At 39.1% G+C, this 21,490-nt stretch carries 26 protein-coding genes and 1 pseudogene; 17 read left to right on the forward strand and 10 right to left on the reverse strand.

The genetic code is table 11. The features are described 5' to 3' along the window. The first annotated feature begins 8 nt into the window (after positions 1 to 8). The 13 genes and pseudogenes from cdaA to ID12_RS05950 all read left to right on the forward strand — a co-directional run bounded on the left by cdaA (position 9) and on the right by ID12_RS05950 (position 13,425). Entirely contained in the window at positions 9 to 830 is an 822-nt protein-coding gene (gene cdaA, locus ID12_RS05890) for a diadenylate cyclase CdaA (RefSeq protein ID WP_008344027.1), read from the forward strand. After that, a complete protein-coding gene (locus tag ID12_RS05895) occupies positions 823 to 2,229 on the forward strand; it encodes a CdaR family protein (RefSeq protein WP_025206631.1) in 1,407 nt (468 codons plus the stop codon). The genes cdaA and ID12_RS05895 overlap by 8 nt, the downstream gene beginning before the upstream one ends. A 25-nt stretch (positions 2,230 to 2,254) precedes the next feature. Continuing rightward, positions 2,255 to 3,601, forward strand: a complete 1,347-nt coding sequence (gene glmM / locus ID12_RS05900; protein WP_008360584.1) for a phosphoglucosamine mutase — start codon at positions 2,255 to 2,257, stop codon at positions 3,599 to 3,601. A 577-nt stretch (positions 3,602 to 4,178) separates the two neighbouring features. Next, a complete protein-coding gene (glmS, locus tag ID12_RS05905) occupies positions 4,179 to 5,981 on the forward strand; it encodes a glutamine--fructose-6-phosphate transaminase (isomerizing) (protein ID WP_008360582.1) in 1,803 nt (600 codons plus the stop codon). 482 nt (positions 5,982 to 6,463) lie between these two features. Continuing rightward, positions 6,464 to 6,820 (forward strand): DUF2200 domain-containing protein, encoded by a 357-nt coding sequence (locus tag ID12_RS05910; RefSeq protein WP_050826853.1) that lies wholly within the window; start codon positions 6,464 to 6,466, stop codon positions 6,818 to 6,820. 159 nt (positions 6,821 to 6,979) lie between these two features. Further along, positions 6,980 to 7,171: a PLD nuclease N-terminal domain-containing protein gene (locus ID12_RS05915; protein ID WP_003217265.1), complete on the forward strand. Its 192-nt coding sequence runs from the start codon at positions 6,980 to 6,982 to the stop codon at positions 7,169 to 7,171. Between the two features lie 14 nt (positions 7,172 to 7,185). Next, on the forward strand, positions 7,186 to 8,103 hold the full coding sequence (locus ID12_RS05920) for an ABC transporter ATP-binding protein (RefSeq protein ID WP_050826854.1): 918 nt from the start codon (positions 7,186 to 7,188) through the stop codon (positions 8,101 to 8,103). Beyond that, positions 8,100 to 8,864, forward strand: coding sequence for an ABC transporter permease (locus tag ID12_RS05925; protein ID WP_050826855.1), 765 nt, complete (start codon positions 8,100 to 8,102; stop codon positions 8,862 to 8,864). The genes ID12_RS05920 and ID12_RS05925 overlap by 4 nt, the downstream gene beginning before the upstream one ends. A 155-nt stretch (positions 8,865 to 9,019) precedes the next feature. Further along, positions 9,020 to 9,739 (forward strand): ABC transporter ATP-binding protein, encoded by a 720-nt coding sequence (locus tag ID12_RS05930; protein WP_008343922.1) that lies wholly within the window; start codon positions 9,020 to 9,022, stop codon positions 9,737 to 9,739. Beyond that, positions 9,708 to 12,121 (forward strand): annotated as a pseudogene (locus ID12_RS05935) (FtsX-like permease family protein). Before ID12_RS05930 ends, ID12_RS05935 begins: the two are co-directional and overlap by 32 nt. A gap of 5 nt (positions 12,122 to 12,126) precedes the next feature. Continuing rightward, positions 12,127 to 12,639 carry a PadR family transcriptional regulator gene (locus tag ID12_RS05940; protein ID WP_050826856.1) on the forward strand — a complete coding sequence of 171 codons (513 nt, stop codon included), beginning with the start codon at positions 12,127 to 12,129 and terminating at the stop codon, positions 12,637 to 12,639. Between the two features lie 127 nt (positions 12,640 to 12,766). Then, a complete protein-coding gene (locus tag ID12_RS05945) occupies positions 12,767 to 13,159 on the forward strand; it encodes a RidA family protein (protein WP_050826857.1) in 393 nt (130 codons plus the stop codon). A gap of 71 nt (positions 13,160 to 13,230) precedes the next feature. Beyond that, on the forward strand, positions 13,231 to 13,425 hold the full coding sequence (locus ID12_RS05950) for a hypothetical protein (protein ID WP_050826858.1): 195 nt from the start codon (positions 13,231 to 13,233) through the stop codon (positions 13,423 to 13,425). 65 nt (positions 13,426 to 13,490) lie between these two features. Here the strand turns inward: ID12_RS05950 and ID12_RS05955 are convergent, their stop codons facing one another. From ID12_RS05955 to ID12_RS05975, 5 genes are all read right to left on the reverse strand, one after another. After that, positions 13,491 to 15,011 carry a PH domain-containing protein gene (locus ID12_RS05955; protein WP_050826859.1) on the reverse strand — a complete coding sequence of 507 codons (1,521 nt, stop codon included), beginning with the start codon at positions 15,009 to 15,011 and terminating at the stop codon, positions 13,491 to 13,493. After that, positions 15,012 to 15,533 carry a PH domain-containing protein gene (locus ID12_RS05960; protein WP_050826860.1) on the reverse strand — a complete coding sequence of 174 codons (522 nt, stop codon included), beginning with the start codon at positions 15,531 to 15,533 and terminating at the stop codon, positions 15,012 to 15,014. It abuts the gene before it with no gap. Positions 15,534 to 15,601: 68 nt separating this feature from the next. Beyond that, complete coding sequence (locus ID12_RS05965; protein ID WP_050826861.1) at positions 15,602 to 16,522, reverse strand: ABC transporter ATP-binding protein; 921 nt, start codon at positions 16,520 to 16,522, stop codon at positions 15,602 to 15,604. Further along, positions 16,522 to 17,211 (reverse strand): ABC transporter permease subunit, encoded by a 690-nt coding sequence (locus ID12_RS05970; RefSeq protein WP_050826862.1) that lies wholly within the window; start codon positions 17,209 to 17,211, stop codon positions 16,522 to 16,524. The genes ID12_RS05965 and ID12_RS05970 overlap by 1 nt, the downstream gene beginning before the upstream one ends. Positions 17,212 to 17,224: 13 nt before the next feature. Then, complete coding sequence (locus ID12_RS05975; RefSeq protein ID WP_050826863.1) at positions 17,225 to 17,653, reverse strand: DUF4064 domain-containing protein; 429 nt, start codon at positions 17,651 to 17,653, stop codon at positions 17,225 to 17,227. Between the two features lie 190 nt (positions 17,654 to 17,843). On the opposite strand from ID12_RS05975, the gene ID12_RS05980 reads away from it, so the two are divergent. Beyond that, positions 17,844 to 18,140: a DUF2089 family protein gene (locus ID12_RS05980; protein WP_017358893.1), complete on the forward strand. Its 297-nt coding sequence runs from the start codon at positions 17,844 to 17,846 to the stop codon at positions 18,138 to 18,140. Beyond that, complete coding sequence (locus ID12_RS05985; RefSeq protein WP_035390640.1) at positions 18,141 to 18,434, forward strand: hypothetical protein; 294 nt, start codon at positions 18,141 to 18,143, stop codon at positions 18,432 to 18,434. 102 nt (positions 18,435 to 18,536) lie between these two features. On the opposite strand, the gene ID12_RS05990 is transcribed toward ID12_RS05985, so the two are convergent. From ID12_RS05990 to ID12_RS06010, 5 genes are read right to left on the reverse strand one after another with little or no spacing between them, the layout of a single operon-like run. Beyond that, positions 18,537 to 18,686: an aureocin A53 family class IId bacteriocin gene (locus ID12_RS05990; protein WP_017358895.1), complete on the reverse strand. Its 150-nt coding sequence runs from the start codon at positions 18,684 to 18,686 to the stop codon at positions 18,537 to 18,539. Between the two features lie 25 nt (positions 18,687 to 18,711). Continuing rightward, the gene (locus tag ID12_RS05995; protein ID WP_017358896.1) at positions 18,712 to 18,861 is read right to left on the reverse strand and encodes an aureocin A53 family class IId bacteriocin; all 150 of its coding nucleotides are present in this window, start codon (positions 18,859 to 18,861) and stop codon (positions 18,712 to 18,714) included. Positions 18,862 to 18,904: 43 nt separating this feature from the next. Next, a complete protein-coding gene (locus ID12_RS06000) occupies positions 18,905 to 19,054 on the reverse strand; it encodes an aureocin A53 family class IId bacteriocin (RefSeq protein ID WP_035390638.1) in 150 nt (49 codons plus the stop codon). A gap of 42 nt (positions 19,055 to 19,096) precedes the next feature. After that, a complete protein-coding gene (locus ID12_RS06005) occupies positions 19,097 to 19,246 on the reverse strand; it encodes an aureocin A53 family class IId bacteriocin (protein WP_050826864.1) in 150 nt (49 codons plus the stop codon). A gap of 42 nt (positions 19,247 to 19,288) precedes the next feature. Beyond that, the gene (locus ID12_RS06010; RefSeq protein WP_035390638.1) at positions 19,289 to 19,438 is read right to left on the reverse strand and encodes an aureocin A53 family class IId bacteriocin; all 150 of its coding nucleotides are present in this window, start codon (positions 19,436 to 19,438) and stop codon (positions 19,289 to 19,291) included. Between the two features lie 374 nt (positions 19,439 to 19,812). Between ID12_RS06010 and ID12_RS06015 the strand changes: the two genes are divergently transcribed. Then, positions 19,813 to 20,940, forward strand: coding sequence for a DUF418 domain-containing protein (locus ID12_RS06015; RefSeq protein WP_017366489.1), 1,128 nt, complete (start codon positions 19,813 to 19,815; stop codon positions 20,938 to 20,940). 173 nt (positions 20,941 to 21,113) lie between these two features. Further along, the gene (locus ID12_RS06020; RefSeq protein ID WP_008343911.1) at positions 21,114 to 21,485 is read left to right on the forward strand and encodes a GntR family transcriptional regulator; all 372 of its coding nucleotides are present in this window, start codon (positions 21,114 to 21,116) and stop codon (positions 21,483 to 21,485) included. Positions 21,486 to 21,490 lie beyond the last annotated feature (5 nt).

A 21,490-nucleotide genomic window follows, 5' to 3' on the forward strand; every position in this document is an offset into this window, starting at 1 on the left:
ACGAGGAAATGGCTTTAGGGGATATTCCTTTTTTGCAGTACCTCGGTAATGCTGTTGATATTCTCGTTGTTTGGTATGTGATATATAAATTAATGATGGTCATCCGCGGAACAAAAGCGGTTCAGCTTTTAAAGGGAATTGTCGTCATTGTTCTCGTCAGGATGGGAAGTGCGTATCTCGGTCTTAACACACTTCAATGGCTGATGGATCAAGCGATTACGTGGGGGTTCCTTGCGATCATTATTATTTTTCAGCCAGAGCTAAGGAGAGCGCTTGAGCAGCTTGGGCGCGGCCGTTTCTTCTCTAGAAGCGGAACACCTGTAGAGGAACAGCAGCAGAAAACGATCGAGGCAATTACAAAAGCAATTAACTATATGGCAAAACGAAGAATAGGCGCGCTGTTAACGATTGAGCGCGATACTGGAATGAATGATTACATAGAGACCGGAATTCCTTTAAATGCAAAGGTCAGTTCTGAGCTGCTGATTAATATCTTCATTCCGAATACACCGCTTCATGACGGCGCTGTGATTATGAAGCGTGATGAGATTGCAGCTGCAGCGTGTTATTTACCGCTGTCTGAAAGTCCTTTTATCTCTAAGGAGCTCGGTACACGTCACCGCGCGGCAGTTGGTATTAGTGAAGTAACGGACAGTTTAACCGTCATTGTCTCCGAGGAGACAGGCGGCATTAGTGTCGCAAGAAATGGTGATCTCCATCGAGAATTGACAGAAGAAGCGCTTGAAGAAATGCTGATTGCTGAGTTTAGTAAGAACAGCAAAGATGCTTCCTCGACCAAATGGTATTGGAGGGGCAAGAAAAATGGATAAGATTTTGAATAATCGCTGGGCCGTTAAGTTTCTTGCATTGGTCTTCGCTTTATTGCTGTATGGTGCAGTCAATTCAGCGCAAGCGCCCACGCCGAAAAAAATCGGTGAATCCTTTTTCCCAACATCGACAACAGACGAAGCAACCTTAACGGACATTCCTGTTAAAGCGTATTATGATGACGAAAAGTATGTAGTCACTGGTGTGCCGCAGACAGTCAATGTCACGATTAAAGGATCAACTAGTGCTGTGAAAACAGCAAGACAAACGAAAAATTTTGAAATTTACGCAGATATGCAAAACCTGACGACAGGTACACATAAAGTCGAATTGAAGGCAAGAGATGTATCGAAAGGAATCACGTTAACGATTAATCCGTCTGTGACGACTGTGACGATACAAGAAAAAACGACAGCTGAATTCCCTGTTGAAACGGAATTTTATAATCAAAATAAAATCAAAGACGGCTATTCACCAGAGCAGCCTATTGTGAATCCGAAAAATGTCACGGTTACTGGCTCAAAAGACGTGATCGACAAAATTTCTGTCATTAAAGCATTTGTGAACTTAGAGGATGTCGATCAGCAAATTGAGAAAGAAGCGAAGCTCACTGTGTATGATAGCAGTGGGAATGAGCTGCCGGTCGAAGTGAGTCCGTCTGTGGTAGATATTACGGTCCCTATTACGAGTCCAAGCAAGAAAGTTCCGTTTAAGATTGAGCGGACGGGCAACTTGCCAGATGGGATCAGTATCTCAAGCATTGAGACAAGCCCAAGTGAGGTTACAGTTTACGGTTCTCAAAAGGTGCTGGATGCACTTGATTTTATTGACGGAGTTAAGCTCGACCTAAGCAAGATTAAAGATGATACAGAGATTGATGCCGACATTCCACTGCCAGATGGTGTGAAAAAGGTATCGCCTGAAACTGTTAAGATCAAAGTGAAGGTTGCAACAGCTGAAGAAAAAAAGATCGATAATGTCCCAATTTCTGTCGTGGGTCTGAGCAAGGATCTTAGCTCTGCTTTTGTGAGTCCGTCTTCTGGGCGTCTCACACTAACAGCAAAAGGTTCAAAGAGTGCAATTGATAAACTAAAGGCTTCAGATATTGAAGCCTATATCAATGTGGGGGACTTAAACGAAGGAACACATGAGGTCAAAGTACAAGTGAATGGCCCTCAAAATGTGACATGGACATTATCTAGATCGAAGGTCAAAGTGAAACTGACTTCTACTGATACAGAAGATCAGCCGGCTTCTACGAATGATCGGAAAGATCAATCATCCGATGATGATCAGGAAGAGAAGAGTCAAAAGGAATCAACACAAGATAAAGCAAAAAAAGAATCGAGTCAAAGACAGCGGGTCAAAGAAGATAACAAAGAGGACGCAGCGTCCTCTTGAATGGTAAAAAAGGAGCGATTGAAACATGGGCAAGTACTTTGGAACTGATGGTGTAAGGGGTGTGGCTAATAGCGAATTAACGCCAGAGCTCGCATTTAAAATTGGGAGATTTGGGGGCTATGTGCTCACGAAGGATAAAGAACGTCCAAAGGTACTCGTTGGACGAGACACGCGTGTATCTGGTCATATGTTAGAAGGAGCACTCGTAGCAGGCTTACTTTCAATTGGGGCTGAAGTCATGCGTTTAGGTGTGATCTCAACACCTGGTGTGTCTTATTTAACGAAGGCAATGGATGCAGAAGCAGGTGTCATGATTTCAGCTTCGCATAACCCAGTTCAAGACAACGGAATTAAATTTTTCGGCGGTGACGGCTTTAAACTGTCAGATGAACAGGAGAATGAAATCGAGCAGCTGATGGATCAGCCGGTCGATCAATTGCCACGCCCAGTTGGAGCGGACCTTGGAACAGTAAATGACTACTTTGAAGGCGGTCAGAAATACTTGCAATTCTTGAAACAGACAGCAGACGAGGATTTCACAGGTATTCACGTAGCGCTTGACTGTGCACATGGTGCAACCTCTTCTCTTGCGACACATTTATTTGCGGATTTAGATGCGGATGTGTCAACAATGGGAACATCACCAAACGGATTGAATATCAACGATGGCGTAGGTTCTACTCATCCAGAGGCACTTTCTGCTTTTGTGAAAGAAAAAGGAGCGGATATTGGTCTTGCGTTTGATGGTGATGGCGACCGCTTAATTGCAGTTGATGAAAAAGGTGATATTGTAGACGGCGATCAAATTATGTACATATGCGCACGTTATCTAAAGGGTGAAGGCCGATTGAAGGATGACACGGTCGTGTCAACGGTCATGAGTAACCTAGGTTTCTATAAAGCGCTTGAGAAGCAAGGCATTAAGAGCATTCAAACCGCTGTTGGTGACCGCTATGTGGTCGAGGCGATGAAAAAGGATGGCTATAATGTCGGAGGCGAGCAGTCAGGCCACTTGATTTTCCTTGATTATAATACGACAGGTGACGGCATGCTTTCTGCGATCATGCTGGTGAATACACTAAAAGCAACAGGAAAAACATTGTCAGAGCTTGCAGCTGAAATGGAGAAATTCCCGCAACTTCTAGTGAATGTGAAGGTATCTGATAAGTATAAAGTGGAAGAAAATGAAAAAGTAAAAGCTGTGATCCAAGAGGTTGAAAAAGAGATGAACGGTGACGGACGTATCCTTGTTCGTCCATCAGGAACAGAGCCGCTTGTACGTGTCATGGCAGAGGCGAAAACAAAAGAGCTGTGTGATGAATACGTGGCTCGCATTACGGCTGTTGTCAAAGAAGAAATGGGTATTGAGTAATTGATCAAAGCAAATCGCTAAGCAGCGGTTTGCTTTTTTTCGAATAAACGTCATAAGAGGAAAGTTCTATACGAATGATATAAGCGAGGGCAATTTGCTGCTTGCTTTCATACATAAGAGAGCACATCAAAGGTAGAACGTGACAAGCCTCATCGCATATAGTGTAGGGAGGTCTTACTTTCTAACATGAAGGGATCACCCGCTAAATTGTGATTGACGGAGGTCAGACCTTATAGTACAATCATCCTTGTGTTACTGGATTTTTATTCTAGCAGGAAAGGCAGGGTAGATGTTCAGCCACTCTTATAATTATAGCGCCCGAACTAAGCGATCGAACGAGACAGATGCTTAGTTGACGAGGATGGAGGTTATCGAATTTTTCGGCGGATGCCTCCCGGCTGATCAAATATAGAGATCACAGCCGTAAGTGTTTCTTTAAAGCAAAGAGGTGACTCTTTGTACAAAGGGAATACACATGATCTCCCAAAATAAACATGTAGAGAGGGACGAAGAAATGTCCCTTCTATTTTAGTAGGCTTTCTTTGTCCCTTTCACATGATCGGGAGGAAGAATATTTATGTGTGGAATCGTAGGTTATATTGGTCAGAATGATGCGAAGGAAATCTTATTAAAAGGTTTAGAGAAGCTTGAGTACCGTGGGTATGACTCAGCAGGTATCGCTGTGGCAAACGAAGAAGGCGTGCATGTGTTCAAAGAAAAAGGACGTATCGCTGAGCTTCGTGAAGTCGTTGATGCAAACGTGGCATCTTCAGCAGGAATTGGACATACACGCTGGGCAACACACGGTGTACCAAGCCATCTAAATGCGCATCCGCATCAAAGTGCTTCTGGCCGTTTTACGCTTGTTCATAACGGTGTCATCGAGAACTATGTACAATTGACACGCGAATATTTACAAGACGTCACACTAAAAAGCGACACAGATACAGAGGTTGTTGTTCAAGTCATCGAACAATTTGTGAATAGAGGTCTTGATACAGAGGAAGCTTTCCGTCAAACGCTTCTTCAACTAAAAGGCTCTTACGCAATTGCCCTTTTCGATAACGAAAACAAAGAAACAATCTATGTGGCGAAAAACAAAAGCCCATTATTGGTTGGTTTCGGCGAAGATTTCAACGTTGTGGCTTCTGACGCAATGGCGATGCTTCAAGTAACAAACGAATATGCGGAATTAATGGATAAAGAAATGGTCATTGTTACTAAAGACGAGGTTATTATTAAAAACCTTGACGGCGATATTATGACACGTCCTTCTTATATCGCTGAGCTAGATGCAAGCGACATTGAGAAAGGCACATATCCTCACTACATGTTAAAAGAAACGGATGAACAGCCGCTAGTGATGCGCAAAATCATCCAAGAATATCAAGACGAAAACGGCAAGTTATCAGTCGCTGGCGATATCGCAAGCGCAGTAGCAGAAGCAGACCGCATCTATATTGTGGCTTGCGGAACGAGCTACCATGCTGGACTTGTTGGTAAACAATACATTGAAGACTGGGCGAAAGTACCTGTAGAAGTCCATGTAGCAAGTGAATTTTCTTACAACATGCCGCTTCTATCGAAAAAACCGTTGTTCATCTTCCTTTCTCAATCTGGGGAGACTGCGGACAGCCGTGCTGTACTTGTTCAAGTCAAAGAACTTGGTCATAAAGCATTAACGATCACAAACGTACCAGGATCTACGCTTTCTCGTGAAGCAGACTTCACATTGCTTCTTCATGCAGGACCAGAAATCGCAGTGGCTTCAACAAAAGCCTACACAGCACAAATCGCTGTTCTTGCGATCCTTGCATCTGTTGCAGCTGAATTAAATGGTCAATCTCTTGACTTTGATCTTGTGAAAGAGCTTGGGATTGTAGCAAACGCAATGGAAGCCCTTGTCGATCAAAAGGATGAAATGGAACAAATCGCTCGTGATTTCTTCACAGTGACACGTAACGCATTCTTTATCGGAAGAGGACTTGACTACTATGTGTGCCTTGAAGGTTCACTCAAACTAAAAGAGATCTCTTACATCCAAGCAGAAGGCTTTGCTGGCGGAGAACTCAAACACGGCACCATTGCTTTAATTGAAGAAGGCACACCGGTCATTGCCCTTGCCACGCAAGAGCACGTGAACCTCAGCATTCGTGGTAACGTCAAAGAAGTTGTTGCACGCGGCGCAAACCCATGTGTCATCTCACTAAAAGGCCTAGAAGACGAAGGCGACCGTTTCGTCCTTCCAGCTGTACACCCAGCACTTGCACCACTTGCATCTGTTGTGCCATTACAGCTGATCGCTTACTACGCAGCCCTTCACCGCGGGTGTGATGTGGATAAACCACGTAACCTTGCGAAGAGTGTGACGGTGGAGTAGGTTTTAAATAAAATCGGTTTTTTGATACCCCTTTTAGATATAATTGTCTAAAGGGGTATTTTTGTGTCAATAGAACTAGCAGTTGAAAGATTTAAGCTGAACTTTGATTGATAGATACTATTTCCATGTTGCTATTATGATAAATATTCTTAGGGGGAAATATTATTTTTATTCGATACGTAAAAAAAGAAAAATGGGGAATTGTTTTTTTCTTCATTGGTTATATTGCATTGTTTATCATTTCTTATTGTTTAATTGGTGGTCCTGTCTCAAGTGGAGGACCAATAGGTGTATTCCTTGGATTTTGTATTGTTCAATTTCTTAAATATAGAGCTTTCAAAAAAGATGAAAGAAATAATAAAGGCATATATCATCGTTTATAAGTTATATTTTTAACACATTATACTAAGTGCATAATGAGAGAGCGTCCCCTTGAGAAAGCGTGACAGTTTAAATATTTAACGAAGAAAGAGAGCAGATACATGACCAAACCTAAAATTTACACAATGAGCTTTGCAAAAGTCTATCCTCTCTACATCGCAAAGGCAGAGAGAAAGGGAAAAACGAAAGCTGAAGTCGATACGATTATTTGTTGGTTAACAGGCTACAGTCCAGAAGAGCTTGAGGAACAGTTGGACAAGCAGATAGACATTGAAACCTTTTTTGCCGAGGCTCCTGAGCTCCATCCTTCCCGCAGTTTAATCAAAGGAGTCATCTGTGGTGTTAGAGTAGAGGACATTGAGGAAGAAACGATGAAAAACATTCGGTATCTAGATAAGCTGATTGATGAGTTAGCCAAGGGAAAGAAAATGGAAAAGATTTTGCGAGATTCGTCATGACCATCACAAGCAAGCTCAGTGAATAACCTTCACTGGGCTTTTTTATATTTATAGACCATTCGACCAATAAAAATAAAATCCATTTGAACGAAGTCGTTCTTCATGTCGTCAAAAGAAGTAATACCAAAACAAATTGGCGTTTGGAAAGGGAGTGGCGTGATGGACATGAAGATGATTTTACCTCTTATTTTGCTACAAGCGATTTTAATGGTGATTGGTTTGTTTGATTTGTTGAAAAGAGATCCATCGAGGATTAGGGGAGAAGTGAAGTGGGTTTGGGCTTTGGTGATTGTGTTTGTGGCGAGTGCCGGTCCTATTGCGTATTTCATTTTTGGTCGTAAACAATCTTAGTAGGGGGGATTCGCTTGAATATGTTGGAGTGTCAAGGCCTGACGAAATCGTATGGACGGCATGAAGTGTTAAAAGATGTCTCGTTTTCTGTTGGGGAGGTTGGATGTGTTGGCTTTTTAGGAGCCAATGGAGCGGGGAAGACAACGACGATCCGGATTTTGACGGGGCTTGCTCGTCCTACGTCTGGCGTTGTGAAGGTGGCAGGTTTTGATGTCACAAAGGACATGGATCAAATCAGTCAGGTGATTGGGTACTGTCCGCAGCATCCTGCATTTTATCAGGATATGACGGGGCAGGAATGGATGCATTGGGTTGGCGGGTTATTTCATTTAGAGAAAAACACCATTCGTTCTAAAACAGAGGAATTGTTGAAGCTTTGCCGCATATACGAGGCGAAGGATCGTGCCATTGGCAGCTACAGCGGAGGGATGAAGCAGAGACTTGCCATTGCGCAGGCACTCATCAACAGCCCGAAGGTCCTCATTCTAGATGAACCTGTGTCGGCACTTGATCCCATGGGGAGAAAAGACGTCCTGACTTTGATTGAGCGTCTAAAGCATGAGATGCTGATCTTTATGTCGACCCATATTTTAGATGACATTGAACGTGTGGCTGATCATATTATCATGATCAACAGCGGCAAAATTGAGATGTCCTCTTCGATGAAACAGATCAAAGAAGACTATATCCAGCCCGTGATTGAATTTCAATTAGAACAACAGAATATGAAACTAGTGGCTTTGTTAAAAGAACGGGATTGGGTGGAGGAATGTATTGAGACAGGAGGCACTTATCAGGTGCGAGTCAACAATCAACATACGGCATTGGAGGAGCTGCCGGGTCTCATCACTGAAACTGGCGGTGTTCTTCTCCAATATCGACTATCTAAGCTAACGCTTGAAGATATTTTCATGAAGGTTGTGACGGCATGATGATGTTGAAAAAGGAATTTAGGGAGTTATTCACTAGTTATAAAATCTTATTTGTGCCGATCATTTTTACGATTTTAATGATTACACAGCCTATTACGCTCAAAATGCTGCCGGATCTTTTATCGAAATCCGCTAATTTACCTGAAGGGTCGACATTTTATATACCAGAGCCTAGTGCTGGAGAGGCTTTAGCTAGTGCATTGAGTAAATTTGATTCACTCGGCGTGTTTATCCTCATTATGATCGTGATGGGGACGATTGCTGGAGAGCGTGCCTCTGGGGTGACGGCGATGATTATGGTGAAACCGATCAGTCGAATGAGTTATTATGCCTCAAAAATATGTGCCTATGCCTGTTTAACGTTGTTTAGTTTGGTAGTGGCGGTTCTAGCTTCCGTTTATTATGTAGACATTCAATTTGGGCATGTGGCTTGGGGCGATGTGTTAAAAGGAACGTTTTTGTATTATCCAAACTTACTGCTTATTGTAGTATCGACCATTTGTGCATCGGCGTTTTTTAAGCGCTCAGTGACTGCGGGCGGCGTTTCCCTTTTGATCAATCTCATCCTGTTTACCGTTCCTTCGTTTTATGAGAATACATTAGGGAAGTTTGCACCTAAAGGCGTCACAAGTGCGGCTGAGGAGATGATTCATAGAGGGACTTATTCGGATCAGGCACTCACAAGCTTTCTAGGTGTATCGGTATTGATTGGTTTCTTTTTTCTCATCGGATGGTTTCTTTTTAGAAAACAAGAATTATAGCATGATGTACCCTTTAGATATGAAAATCTAAAGGGTTTTTTATGTATTTAGTAAGTAATAAATAAGATGTGAATACATATTATCATGATTTAAATGTTGAAATAATATATACTTAGTATATAATTACTCCGTAAAGGGATGGGAGGAGTTTGCAGATGATTCAGATCGAGAATGTGAAGAAGGAATTCTTTCAAGGCCAGGAGCGGACTGAGGTGCTGAGGGGCGTTGATTTGACGGTAGAAGAAGGGGAGTTTGTAGCGGTGATGGGACCGAGTGGTTCTGGAAAAAGTACATTACTTCAGCTGTTAGGCGGGCTTGATCTGCCTACTGATGGAGAGATTTTGATAGATGAGCATCAGTTGAGTGAGATGAATGAGAAAGAGAGAACGATTTTTCGCCGAAAACAGATAGGGTTTGTGTTTCAAAATTATCAGTTGCTCCCTACATTAACTGTCGAAGAAAATGTGGCGTTTCCGCTGCATGCAGATGGACGTTTAACAAAGGAGAATCAACAGACGGTTGTAGAGCTGTTAGAGGCTGTTGGCTTGAATGGACTTGGACGGAAACGGGCTAGTTTACTGAGCGGCGGGCAGCAGCAGCGTGTAGCGATTGCAAGAGCTCTAGTCAATCAGCCGTCAGTGCTGTTAGCAGATGAGCCGACGGGGAACTTGGACCGGCATAGAGCGGAGGATATTTTGGCGTTAATGTGCAAGTTCAATCGAGAAAGCAAGCAGACGATTATCATGGTGACGCATGATATTTTCGCAGCGGGGTTTGCGGATCGAATCATCCTTTTTAAAGACGGTGTTATTGATCAAGTGATATCTAGAAAGGATGATGATTATGCTCAGTATGTGGCGAATTTCATGGCGTAACATGATTCAGCATAAAAAGCGGTTCGCCATTTCTGTATTAGGCATCATGGTGGGAATTGCTTTTGTCACGTCGATGCTCATTGCCGATCGAACGACAAATGATGTGTTTCATTACTATGAGCAAATGTATGTCGCTGATGCAGATTATTGGGTGTTGAGTGATGATCATACGTATGATGAGGAACAGATCTCCTCCATTTTAAACCATCCTGATGTGACAGGATCATTATTAGCGCTGGATAAACAGACGTTTTTTGAGGTAGAAGGTGATCACTCTCTTAACCAACGGGCAGTGCGCATTACCGGAGTACAAGATCAAACGAGCTCTTTACTGAAGCTGCCTGTGATTGAAGGGCGTTTGGATAATCAGGGGTTGGTCATACCAGATGTTGTGGCGAAGCTGCTGAATAAAAAAGTGGGAGATACCATTCGTTTTTCTGATTTGGGCGAAGCGAAGGTATCTGCCATTGTGGAATATACACAGCTGCTTTCAAGTCCGAGTGACTGGAAGAGTGCAGAATCATCGAGTTTTCGTGTGATGGCGCCGCTTGATTTATTGAGAGACTGGACGGGACTCGATCATCAGCTTTCTTATATGAGATTTCAGACGAATGATGGCGGAGAGCAGCTCTTTCAATCTTTACAGAAAGAGTTCAAGGATGCCGATGTTTTTGTCCAGCCTGTGGTGGCGGATGACCGGCAAAGTAATGACATTGGCGGGTTGTACACGTTCTTTTACCTCATCGCAGGGCTGTCGATGTTTATGAGCGGTTTTATCGTGTTTAATATGATTTATACGAGTGTGATGGAACGGAAAAAGGAATTTGCGATTATGAAGAGCTTTGGTTATACGCAGGGCTCTGTTTCTAAGCTGATGTTGATTGAGGTTTTGATCTTGGCATGTATTGGAACAGCCATTGGGGTGCCGATTGGCGTTTGGCTTGGAGATGTGTTCATGCAAACACTGCTTGGTGTGTTCGCTTTTGATATGGTGTATTCGTTAGATTGGCAAGTGCCTGTTGTAATAGCAGTGATCGTTGGTATTGTGTTCCCTGTGCTGTTTTCGTTATTTCCGATCTACCATGCAGGAAAAACGTCTGTGCTGCTGACTTTAAAATCCACTACCCAAACTTCTGCACCGAAAAAACGATCGGTCATTAGGGCGGTGATAGGGATAGGCTTGCTTTCATTCATATGGGTGGATCATCCGGCTGCTTATCTTGCCATTTTAGCCAGCATGGTTCTGTTATTCCCATTTTTCCTGCTCTTTTTGAACCGGTTGTTGGCGCCTCTTTTGAAGCTGGTTTTTGGCTATCCAGGTCATCTATCAGCGCAGCATGTCACGCAGCAACTGAATCGAAACGCTAATACGGCGGCGATTCTAGCTGTTGGGATTGCTGTGATCTTGCTTTTAAGTGCGGTCATTGAATCGGCTCCAGACGGCTACGAAAGAGAGATTCGTCAAACGTACGGCGGTGATCTCAGGGTTACTTCTGAAGCGCCATGGACGAAAGCGGATCAAGAAAAGCTGTCATCCTATGAGGCTGTTGAACGGGTGGAACCGATGATGGAAGCGGCTCCTTTGACATGGGAAACGGCTGATGGAGAGAAAAGACAATTTTCTCTGATCGGCGTAGAGGAAAAGGGACCGTCTTTTATAGAAGGTGACAATAAAGGCGATTTGTATCAACGATTATCAGAAACGCCTTCTATCGTGTTAGGAGAGCGTGCGTTTGATGAATGGGGTGGGCGTATTGGAGAGAGTGTGTATCTCAATGCACCTTCTGGCCGGCAACAGTTACAAGTCATTGATGTGGTCAAAACTTCTCATCATTCGGGTTATGTGGCATTTGTCGATCAGACATTTTTACAAGAGGATTTAGGGTGGGCGCAGCCCCTTGATATCCTGCTTACGTTAAAAGACAAAGGTGCCGGTGAGTCTTTACGAGATCAGCTATGGGAAGACTTTGGACATCGGCTTTCAAAGGTGAAAACAGTAGAGGATGAGATTGAATCAACGACATCGGCTTTCACTGGTATGAACGAGTTAATTTCTATGATGCTCATTTTCATTATTGGGCTCGCGAGCATTGGAACAGCCAATACACTGCTGATGAACACGCTTGAACGTACATCTGAGATTGGCACCATGCGGGCGCTGGGGCTGACAAAGCAGCAGGTGAGAAAAATGATCGTCGGAGAAGGTGTGCTCATTGGGTTAACAGGTGTGATTGGCTGGGTGGATTTGTTTCATTCCAATTGCCGCCTGTGCATCTACTGCTGGCAGTGATCGCAGGAATTGCACTTAGTTTAGCGGCTTCGTGGATTTCTAGTGCGACAGCGAGTAAAATAGAGATGATATCATCTCTCAAAGAAGGTTAAATCATATGTCAGTGAAATACGGAATTTTAACATCGCTCTGTCAGCAGCAACATCATGGATATGAATTAAAGCTAGAGCTGGAGTCATTGCTCGGAATAAAAGGAAAAATCAACCCGGGTCAAATCTACACGACGCTTGATCGGTTAATTCGTGATCAATTGGTGACAGCAGTGGGAATAGATGACCAAGATCGAAAGCTGTACGACGTGACGGAAGAAGGCACACAAGAGCTGGAATCATGGCTGTTGGCACCTGTTCCATATCATGCTGCAAAGGATGATTTTCACTTTAAATGGGGCTGTGCACGGAAAATCAGATTTCATCAAGAAAAAGAAATGCTTCAGCAGCAGAAAGCCGTCATCATGAAAGATGTGATGGAACTCACGAAGCTAAAAACGGAATGTCTTGTGCAAGGTGATGAGAGTCGGTACTTATTGATTTCTGGCACACTGCTTCATTTAGAGGCGGATTTGAATTGGATTCATCAAATTGAGCATCGGAGCGGGTCATCATTTTAGAGAGGTCTTTCTTTTGAAGAAAGGTCTTTTTTTTTTGCTTCGTTTGGAGCATATGCAGATAGGATGGGAAGAAAGTTTGGTATGATAGGTGGAAATTGATTGTATTTTCAGAAAAGGGGTTTGATCAATGAAAACATCACGTAATCCTGAGACCATTCACGCACCAGTTGCACCGTACATCCATCAAATAGAGACAACAGGGCCGCAGCGGTGGTTAACCTTATCAGGGCAAGTGGGGATGGAAGTCGATGGAACCATCCCAGCGAGCCCGATGGAACAGCTCGAGCTAGCGTTAGAGAATGTAAAACGCAATGTAGAAGCGGCAGATATGAAAGTGGAAGATATAACGAAGCTTGTGTTCTATTTAGTAGGGGAGTTTGATGCTGAGAGTAGAAAACGAATCATGGGTCAGTTTTTAGGGGATCACCTGCCTTGTATGACGATGATTTATGTGGTGGCTTTGGCTTCACCTGTTTTAAAGGTTGAGGTGGATGCATGGGCTTGTCGGGATATGGATTGATGAAATGATTGTTTATATCAGTTGAATATGCTAAAAATGGTATATAAGAGTGTTAATAAAGAGGTGGTTTTTTGTTTCAATCAAACCAAGAATTGAAAAAAACGGTGGTCTTTTATGCAGGTGTGGGAGCTGTTTTGCTGATTCTCATGATGTTGACATGGCTGCCGGTTTCTGCAGACTGGGAGTTGCCGTTGATTTTGTTTGGATTGGGGATTTTGTTTTATGTGAAGCGTGTGCTTTGGAAGGATGAAAAAGGTAAGGGCTAAAATGTTTAGCCCTTTTTTACGTAATCAAAGTTTCAACTTAAGTGAGTGCCTGAATTTGATTTAAATTATGTTGGTTTCTGAACAGTAAATAGATTTAATGAATGATCATTAGGTATGTTGATAGAAGTTTGTTCTGCTATTCCTTTTGAATACCAATCATAATAATTTTCGGCTATTTCTTTTGGTAAATCATGCATGATAGTTGTTTTTGTTGGTTTTGCTCTATTAACTATTTTAATTGAAGCCAACCCTAATTTCCTTTGGATAAGTGTCTCTGAGATTATTAATCTTTCTATATTATATTTGTGTGTTATGAGAAGTCTATCTGTAAGGCCGCCTTTTTTTATTTGCAAATAATGATCATTACAACTGTAGGAGCTGTACAAACTGCTAAACAATTGAATGAGTAAAAATACAACACTTATGAATATTGAAATATACCATAAGTCATTTCTGAAAAATAAAAGAAGAGCTGGCGTTAAACACCAAAATATGACTGATCTAAATAATTTAGGTATGATAGAATACCATGGTATTCTCTTCATATTGGTCTCTAGTCTAATGCTTGGAAAGATATCTAAAATTAATTTATTTGCCAAATTTTTATTTATAAAAGGAAATAATATATTTGGTGATTTTACATTTTCGTCATTAACTTCAGTCGAACTGATGATTTTTACTTTCACAATAGAAAGTAATTTTTGTATAAAACTGCTAGTGAAGTATAACGCTTCAATCTTTTCTTTTGGGATAGAGAAGTCAGTAATATTCAATTTACCTTTTTCGATGTACAGTCTAGTTTTGTCCGAAGATAATTTAAATCCTCCATATTGCAAGTATGTCTTTAAAATTCCATATAGAATAGACAATATAATAAGTAAAAAAACACTCAAAATAATTGTCATTGGAGAGGATTTTACAAATGAAATCAAACTATCTATATACTTTTCTAAAGACAAAAATTGATTGATTTCTGAGTAAGCAGAATAGAGAAGAAGTAGAAAGAAAAGTAATCTTAAAGATGTAAGGGAAGCAATAAATATCTCCTTCATTTGGATTTCATAATGAAGTTTCTGAGCACTTTGTTGTATAGGTTCTTCAAATTCACTTTCTACATTAGCATTGATACTGCCTTTTTCCGTAAGGTGCTTTTTTATGCTCAAAGCTTCTGAAGTTGTAATCATATGTAATTTTACTACGTGGTCATTATTGCTTGATCCTACATCAATTAACAAAGAGGTAAGGTCAAAAAAACGATGGAAAAAAGTAGATGTTTGATTCACACCTTGAATACTGTTAATTGGAAAATGTCTTTTTACAGTAATGAACCTACCCTTTTCTAAATATAACTCCTCTTCGCTTAGGTCATAACCAAAATGTTTCCACTCTAATAATATAGTAATGACCTTGTAGATTACAAAAATAACAATAATTAAAAAACCTAATTTAGAGAATATTGATATGGATGAAAAACCAAATAATACTGATAAAAAAATACAGAAGAAGATGAAACCTTTAATCGATTTTAATAATTCAAATAGCATCCATAATGGATGTAATCTTTTTAGGCGACTATTAGTTTCCATTTATAGAGAGCTTTCCTTTCTAATTTCATTCTTTTTGGTTTGATTATCAGTAATATGCGCTATATAATCACGAATATCTGAGGCTTCTTTTTCTGGAATGCAAGGTATTTCATGTACATAGCCAATCGTACCAATCTTAATAGAAGATAATTCATATTTTTTTAATAAGGGACCTTGATATGTATCTACAAAATATACTTTATTCATAGGAATTATTAGGTGTTTCCTTCTGAAAATTCCTCCATGCTTTAATTGAATCATATTTATATCTATTTCATAACGCCAAGTTTTTTGTTTGTAAATAGGGACTAACATGAGTTCTACAATAGCTGATATAATTAAAATACCCATAAGGCTATAAATAAGCCAAACAATCCATTCTGACCAACTATAATAGTTGTGTAGAACTAAAAGGACAACTAAAACGCTAGTTGATATAATAAAATTTATAAAGTCGACTATCCGCCAAACCTTAATCGCATCTTTAGAAATTTTTTTTGAGGGCTCCTTCAATTGATACAAATATAATCCTCCTTATCCTTTGTAGATTTAGTACCACTTGGATACTAAATCTACTTTTTATAGGATTCTTAATTATTATCTCCAATATTAAGAAATATTTCTTCTAATGATGGCTCATCGACTTCTATTCTAAATACATCAATGTTTTTAGAAATAAAAAGCTTGTTGATTAATGGTATAGATGATTCATCTTCAATGGTTATTTGAGATGATAGTTCACTGATTTCACTTTTTATAGAAAGACTCTTAAGGTCTACTGTTAATGACTCAATCTGTGCAATTGAAGCAACACTATGCTTTATATAAACGGTCATATTCTTTTTGTATGCTGTTCTTAACTCTTTCATACTTCCTTTAATTTGAATGACACCTTTGTTCATAATAGCAACTTCATCACATAATTTCTCAACTTCATCTAAATTGTGTGAGGTTAGAAATACGGTAGTACCGTTTGTGGCGATTTCTTTAATAATAGAATGGATATTTAATACTGAATTTGCATCTACCCCTGAAGTCGGTTCATCTAAAAAAATTAAATCAGGTTTATTTAATAATGCTTGGGCGATCCCTAGTTTTTTTTTCATTCCAAATGAAAAGTTTTTAGTCTTTAACTTAGCTGCATCTTTTAACTCAACTTTATCTAGAAGTTCAATTAAATCTTTTTGTTTTAAATCTAATTTCAATATTTGACTAAAGTATTTCAAATGATCTAGTGCGGTCATGTTTTCATAGAATGTAGAATAGTCAGGGAGAACCCCTATTTTACCCCAGATTGATTTTTGTTGATTCTTTTTATAGCCCAATACTTCATAAAGTCCTTCAGTTGGTTCAATTATACCTGTAATCATATTTATAAATGTTGATTTACCGGCACCGTTCTTCCCTAGAAAACCAAATATTGTGCCTTTATCGATTGATAAGTTCATTTTATCAACAACAATTTTATTTCCATATCTCTTTGTTAGATTGGTCGTTTTGAGTGCATACACTATAAATCCCTCTTTCTAAAAAGCATTAAACTTACGATTAAAAACAAAATTGGGAAAAGGATGACTATATATGTAAAAGCAGTCTGCTCTTGAGTGAAATAATAATAGGGTGTGATATAACTAATCATTTTAATGATAATATTATTTGATCCAATGCTAATCATACCGATAACAGGTAAAATAATCGACAATGTAATACCTAGAAACATTGTAATTGAAGGGTTTGAAATGATAGTGGATAGTAATAGAGTTAACCCTAAGAAGTAAGAAATAAACACAATACATTGTATTAATTCTAGAAAATAAAAAGTGTTTGAAAACGGGATAATTAATATTAAGGAAATTGTTAAACATACAATCCAAAAAAGAAGATTACCTAAAAACTTTCCTAATAATATGTTATTTCTAGATGTTTTCGTCACTAAAAATCGAACAGTACGAGAGTATACCTCTTTATTGATTACATTATGGGCTAGACTGGTGACAAATAGTGGGGCAGCAATGAAAAGTAATACCATTAATCCACCCACATATGCATTATCACCTAGACCTAAAGATTTCAATTGGTCACTAAATTGGCTAAGGATTTTTGCCGTACCGGTTGTAATTCCAATTAGGACAATAATAATTAGGATAGAGCGTATACTTTTAAACAGTGCTTTGAATTCATTCAAACCAATTGCAAACATAGTTTCACCTCTTTTAGAATGACTGATCTGTCCCGTTTCTTGCTTTTTTATCTTTCACAATTATAGTAATTCCAGCAATTAGATACGCAATGCCGCCAAGTATGCCTAAAAAGATTGTTAATAAGGAGCCTAAAATAGAGGTAGTTATTAATAGAATACCGGCAGAGCGTGCTCTGTTTTTTAATAATATTAATGAAAAAATTCCTGCTAGTATGCTCAATATCGTTATTGTGATCATATATAAAGAACCATTGGCAAGGATGTTAATTACTTGTTCCGGTGTGATATCTTGTACGTTTTCTTCATCAATAAAGTCTTGGATTAGTTTGTTAGTATCATTGTTATTTTTTGTTCCTTCATAAAACATAAAGCTCCCAATAAGTAAGGCTGTGAATAAAATAACACCTATAATAGTAAAAGTCTTTTCTAAAGTACGTTTCATGCTTAACCTCCACAAAATACAATTTATTGGTTAAATAACCTAAACTTACAATAACATATTTTGGATAGATTTTTCCACATAAATTTTAAAAAAGTTTTAAAAAAATAAACATTATTCATTTTTTTATTCATTTTTTGATTACATTTATTTTTTCTGTGTTATAATAATAAAAAAGCGGGGTGGCTGATATATGGAGAAAGATATTCCAACATGGATTTTATCTGTAGATTCTGAGGACAGAGAATTTATAAGAAAATTTATACTTAGTTCAGGTTCATTAAAACAAATGGCGAAAGATTATGATGTTTCTTATCCAACAGTTAGAACCCGATTAGACAGAATCATTCAATTGATTAGATTAAATGAAACTTTAGAGCAAGAAACTCTAATTAAATATGTAAAGAAACTCGCGATTGAGGAAAAAATTAGTTTAGAAGTTGCCAAAAACATTATTGAAAAATATAAAGCAGAAAGGGATGGAGATTAAATGAATGAATTAATGTATTTTATTTTAGTAGTTGTCGTTTTTGCAGTTCAGTATTTCCTTTCAACAAGAAACAACCTTTTGTGGGGAGCTTTAATCCCGATCGTCTTTATCGCTGGAATGTCATGGTTTTATTTCGAAAATAAAGCAAGTAATAATATAGGTTTTCTTATTATTGCGCTAGTTGGATTAGCTCTTTTAATTGAAGAGTGGAACCGCGGTCGTAGAATGCTCCACAAAAAAAGAGTCAAAGAAATTGAAAAGATGAAAACACAAGACATCACTATAAAAAAATAATCACAAAAATTATGATTTTTAGGTTTTAAATGTTTGATTTTTGGCTATAATAAAACAATAGGGATAGAGTGTTTACACTATCCCTATTGGGCTAACGAACAACTAGCCATTGATGATGCTGTCAATTTTATCGCTGATCCATTGGAACGTTGCACCGTTCTTGATCCAGTTGATAACAGTTGATTTGTTAGCCCAAGCCCATTTAGCTGCTTTAGTACCAAGTTGAGCAACAAGTCTTAAGAAAGCTACCATTATTTATTTCACCTCCTGAATTCGTTTAGCCTGCTAAAGCTCGGATAATTTGGTTTGAAATCCATTTAAAAGAAAAGCCTTGTCCTATCCATTCAAGTACCTTTTTTTTGTTAGCCCAAGCCCAAATCGCCTGTTTAGCTGTAAGTTGAGCAACAAGTTGTAAGAAAGTTGCCATTCTTTTCACCTCCACCAAACTACTTGGAAAGATAATCTCAGAATTAGCCGTTGATGATGCTGTCAATTTTATCACTGATCCATTGGAACGTTGCACCGTTCTTGATCCAGTTGATAACAGTTGATTTGTTGTCCCAAGCCCATTTAGCTGCTTTAGTACCAAGTTGAGCAACAAGTCTTAAGAAAGCTACCATATTCTTTTCACCTCCAAAATTCCACTTTTAAAAAATTCAGAATTAGCCATTGATAATGCTGTCAATCTTATCACTGATCCATTGGAACGTTGCACCGTTCTTGATCCAGTTGATAACAGTTGATTTGTTGTCCCAAGCCCATTTAGCGGCTTTAGCGCCAAGTTGAGCAACAAGCCTCAAGAAAGCTACCATTGTTTTCACCTCCACCAAACTACTTTAAAAGATATCTCAGAATTAGCCATTGATAATGCTGTCAATTTTATCACTGATCCATTGGAACGTTGCACCGTTCTTGATCCAGTTAATAACAGTTGATTTGTTGTCCCAAGCCCATTTAGCGGCTTTAGTACCAAGCTGAGCAACAAGTCTTAAGAAAGCTACCATTGTTTTCACCTCCTGCTAATTTATGTATTAAATATTAAAACAAAATAAGTTTAAACACAACAATATTTTCATATTTTTTCATATTTTACATTAAATTGAAACTAACGAACTATAATTTCTGGGTTTTTCAATATAATTCACCGTCATATAGTAAAAAGGACTTTGTTTTATAGAAATGCGAGTAAGAACATTAAATTATGTATATTAATTAATCTAATGGTTGTTTAAATTTTAAGGTATATAATTATTTCTAGTCTACAGATTCGATAAACAATGAATTTAGGGTTTTATAACATTCAGGATTATATAACTTTTCTTATATAAATGAGTTATTATATATAGGTGTATTTATACTTTCCGAAGGAGCTGTCGTGTTGAAGGGATCTAGGGTTGAGTTTATTGATAGTTTACGTGGTTTTAGTTTATTAGGTATTTTGATTGTGAATATGCTTAATTTTCAATATGATTATGATTTTGAGAAGATGTTTGATCCGAGCATATGGGGACAGGAGTTTGGGGTATATGTGACGGAGATCTTGTTCCAGGGGTCATTTTATCCGATTTTCTCCTTTTTGTTTGGGTATTCTTTTATCAAGTTGATTGAATCTACGAAGGCCAAGGGACTAAATACGAATGCCATTGTCGTTCGCCGTGGTTTCGGTCTCATTGTGCTTGGGATGCTGCATTACATATTCATTTGGAATGGTGATATTCTCTTATATTATGGAGCATGTACGTTTTTCTTGATGATGTTTTTAAGCAGCCGGATCAAAACAATGCTGATTTGGTCAGGTGTGTTAGGTGCTTTGTCATTAGTGGTTTTACCATATCTGATGACCTTTGTTTATGGAAATGATGATTTGTTAACTGATGTGTATGCGAAGGGTGCATACGGTGATATTTTATTGAGCCGGGTGACGATTGAAGACGATATGATGATTGTGACCATTATTATGGCGATCGTGACCATTACGTTGATGCCGATCTTAGGTTTTCTATTCGGTACGATCATGGTGGGGCCATTTGCACTGCTTGGCATGGCCATTGGGAAAAAAGGTCATCTGACAGAAGAAGATCGAGGAATGGCGTATCGTAAAGGCTGGATCTGGATGATTTTGATCGGGCTCGCTTTAAAATGTGCGACGTTTATTGATGCCCCTTGGAGTGAAATGGTGATGACGTTAGGAGCCTATGTCCTGACGATCGGTTATATTCAAGCTTTTATTGTCTTTTACTATTCAAAGGTTGCACAAGGATTGAAACGTCTGCTTGCAGGACTGGGCCGATTGTCTTTATCAAACTATTTGGCTCAATCTATTATTTGTACAACGATTTTCTATTCTTACGGACTTGGTTTATTTGGACAAATGGGCTCAATGTTTGGATTGCTGCTTGCTGTTGGACTTTACACAGCACAGCTGTTCATCAGCTATCTCTATTTGAAAAAGTGGAGAAGAGGGCCTGTGGAATGGCTTATGGGAAAATGGGTATATTGGAGATAAATTGATTTGTTGAGGAACCGCATGGCTGAAGAGCTGTGCGGTTTTTTAGTTGGATCGCATTCAAAAAAGTTCATAAAAGGAGTTGAATATTTTTTCAGTGTGTATATAATGTATATATAGTGTATATACAATATTTCATTGCGAATACCAGTACAGAAAAAAGAGGTTTTTATATGCAAATTACGATTTCTAACCATTCTAAGGAGCCTATCTATGAGCAAATTACGACGCAAATCAAATCGTTGATCTTAACGGGTGAGCTTGCAGAAGGTGCGGGACTGCCGTCTATCCGAAAGCTGGCGAAGGATTTACAAATCAGCGTCATCACAACAAAACGTGCATATGAAGAGTTAGAGAAGGCAGGATTTATTTATTCGATTGTCGGTAAGGGATCATTTGTTGCCGAGCAAAACCTAGAGGTCATGAGAGAGAAAAAATTGAAGGTGATTGAGGAACAGCTTGGAGCGGTTGTTACAAACGGCAAGGAATTAGGCTTATCTTTTGATGAATTGCAGCAGTTATTAAAGTTCTTGTATGAGGAGTGAGATGA

This window comes from Bacillus altitudinis, from assembly GCF_001191605.1.
GTDB classification, from domain to species: Bacteria; Bacillota; Bacilli; order Bacillales; family Bacillaceae; genus Bacillus; species Bacillus altitudinis.

What these genes read in the sequence shown, in the direction of transcription:
- cdaA (WP_008344027.1), top strand. Translation starts at nt 9, where the DNA reads ATGGCTTTAGGGGATATTCCTTTTTTGCAGTACCTCGGTAATGCTGTT.
- ID12_RS05895 (WP_025206631.1), top strand. Translation starts at nt 823, where the DNA reads ATGGATAAGATTTTGAATAATCGCTGGGCCGTTAAGTTTCTTGCATTG.
- glmM (WP_008360584.1), top strand. Translation starts at nt 2,255, where the DNA reads ATGGGCAAGTACTTTGGAACTGATGGTGTAAGGGGTGTGGCTAATAGC.
- glmS (WP_008360582.1), top strand. Translation starts at nt 4,179, where the DNA reads ATGTGTGGAATCGTAGGTTATATTGGTCAGAATGATGCGAAGGAAATC.
- ID12_RS05910 (WP_050826853.1), top strand. Translation starts at nt 6,464, where the DNA reads ATGACCAAACCTAAAATTTACACAATGAGCTTTGCAAAAGTCTATCCT.
- ID12_RS05915 (WP_003217265.1), top strand. Translation starts at nt 6,980, where the DNA reads ATGGACATGAAGATGATTTTACCTCTTATTTTGCTACAAGCGATTTTA.
- ID12_RS05925 (WP_050826855.1), top strand. Translation starts at nt 8,100, where the DNA reads ATGATGATGTTGAAAAAGGAATTTAGGGAGTTATTCACTAGTTATAAA.
- ID12_RS05930 (WP_008343922.1), top strand. Translation starts at nt 9,020, where the DNA reads ATGATTCAGATCGAGAATGTGAAGAAGGAATTCTTTCAAGGCCAGGAG.
- ID12_RS05940 (WP_050826856.1), top strand. Translation starts at nt 12,127, where the DNA reads ATGTCAGTGAAATACGGAATTTTAACATCGCTCTGTCAGCAGCAACAT.
- ID12_RS05945 (WP_050826857.1), top strand. Translation starts at nt 12,767, where the DNA reads ATGAAAACATCACGTAATCCTGAGACCATTCACGCACCAGTTGCACCG.
- ID12_RS05955 (WP_050826859.1), bottom strand. Translation starts at nt 15,011, where the DNA reads ATGGAAACTAATAGTCGCCTAAAAAGATTACATCCATTATGGATGCTA.
- ID12_RS05970 (WP_050826862.1), bottom strand. Translation starts at nt 17,211, where the DNA reads ATGTTTGCAATTGGTTTGAATGAATTCAAAGCACTGTTTAAAAGTATA.
- ID12_RS05975 (WP_050826863.1), bottom strand. Translation starts at nt 17,653, where the DNA reads ATGAAACGTACTTTAGAAAAGACTTTTACTATTATAGGTGTTATTTTA.
- ID12_RS05980 (WP_017358893.1), top strand. Translation starts at nt 17,844, where the DNA reads ATGGAGAAAGATATTCCAACATGGATTTTATCTGTAGATTCTGAGGAC.
- ID12_RS05985 (WP_035390640.1), top strand. Translation starts at nt 18,141, where the DNA reads ATGAATGAATTAATGTATTTTATTTTAGTAGTTGTCGTTTTTGCAGTT.
- ID12_RS05990 (WP_017358895.1), bottom strand. Translation starts at nt 18,686, where the DNA reads ATGGTAGCTTTCTTAAGACTTGTTGCTCAACTTGGTACTAAAGCAGCT.
- ID12_RS05995 (WP_017358896.1), bottom strand. Translation starts at nt 18,861, where the DNA reads ATGGCAACTTTCTTACAACTTGTTGCTCAACTTACAGCTAAACAGGCG.
- ID12_RS06000 (WP_035390638.1), bottom strand. Translation starts at nt 19,054, where the DNA reads ATGGTAGCTTTCTTAAGACTTGTTGCTCAACTTGGTACTAAAGCAGCT.
- ID12_RS06005 (WP_050826864.1), bottom strand. Translation starts at nt 19,246, where the DNA reads ATGGTAGCTTTCTTGAGGCTTGTTGCTCAACTTGGCGCTAAAGCCGCT.
- ID12_RS06010 (WP_035390638.1), bottom strand. Translation starts at nt 19,438, where the DNA reads ATGGTAGCTTTCTTAAGACTTGTTGCTCAGCTTGGTACTAAAGCCGCT.
- ID12_RS06020 (WP_008343911.1), top strand. Translation starts at nt 21,114, where the DNA reads ATGCAAATTACGATTTCTAACCATTCTAAGGAGCCTATCTATGAGCAA.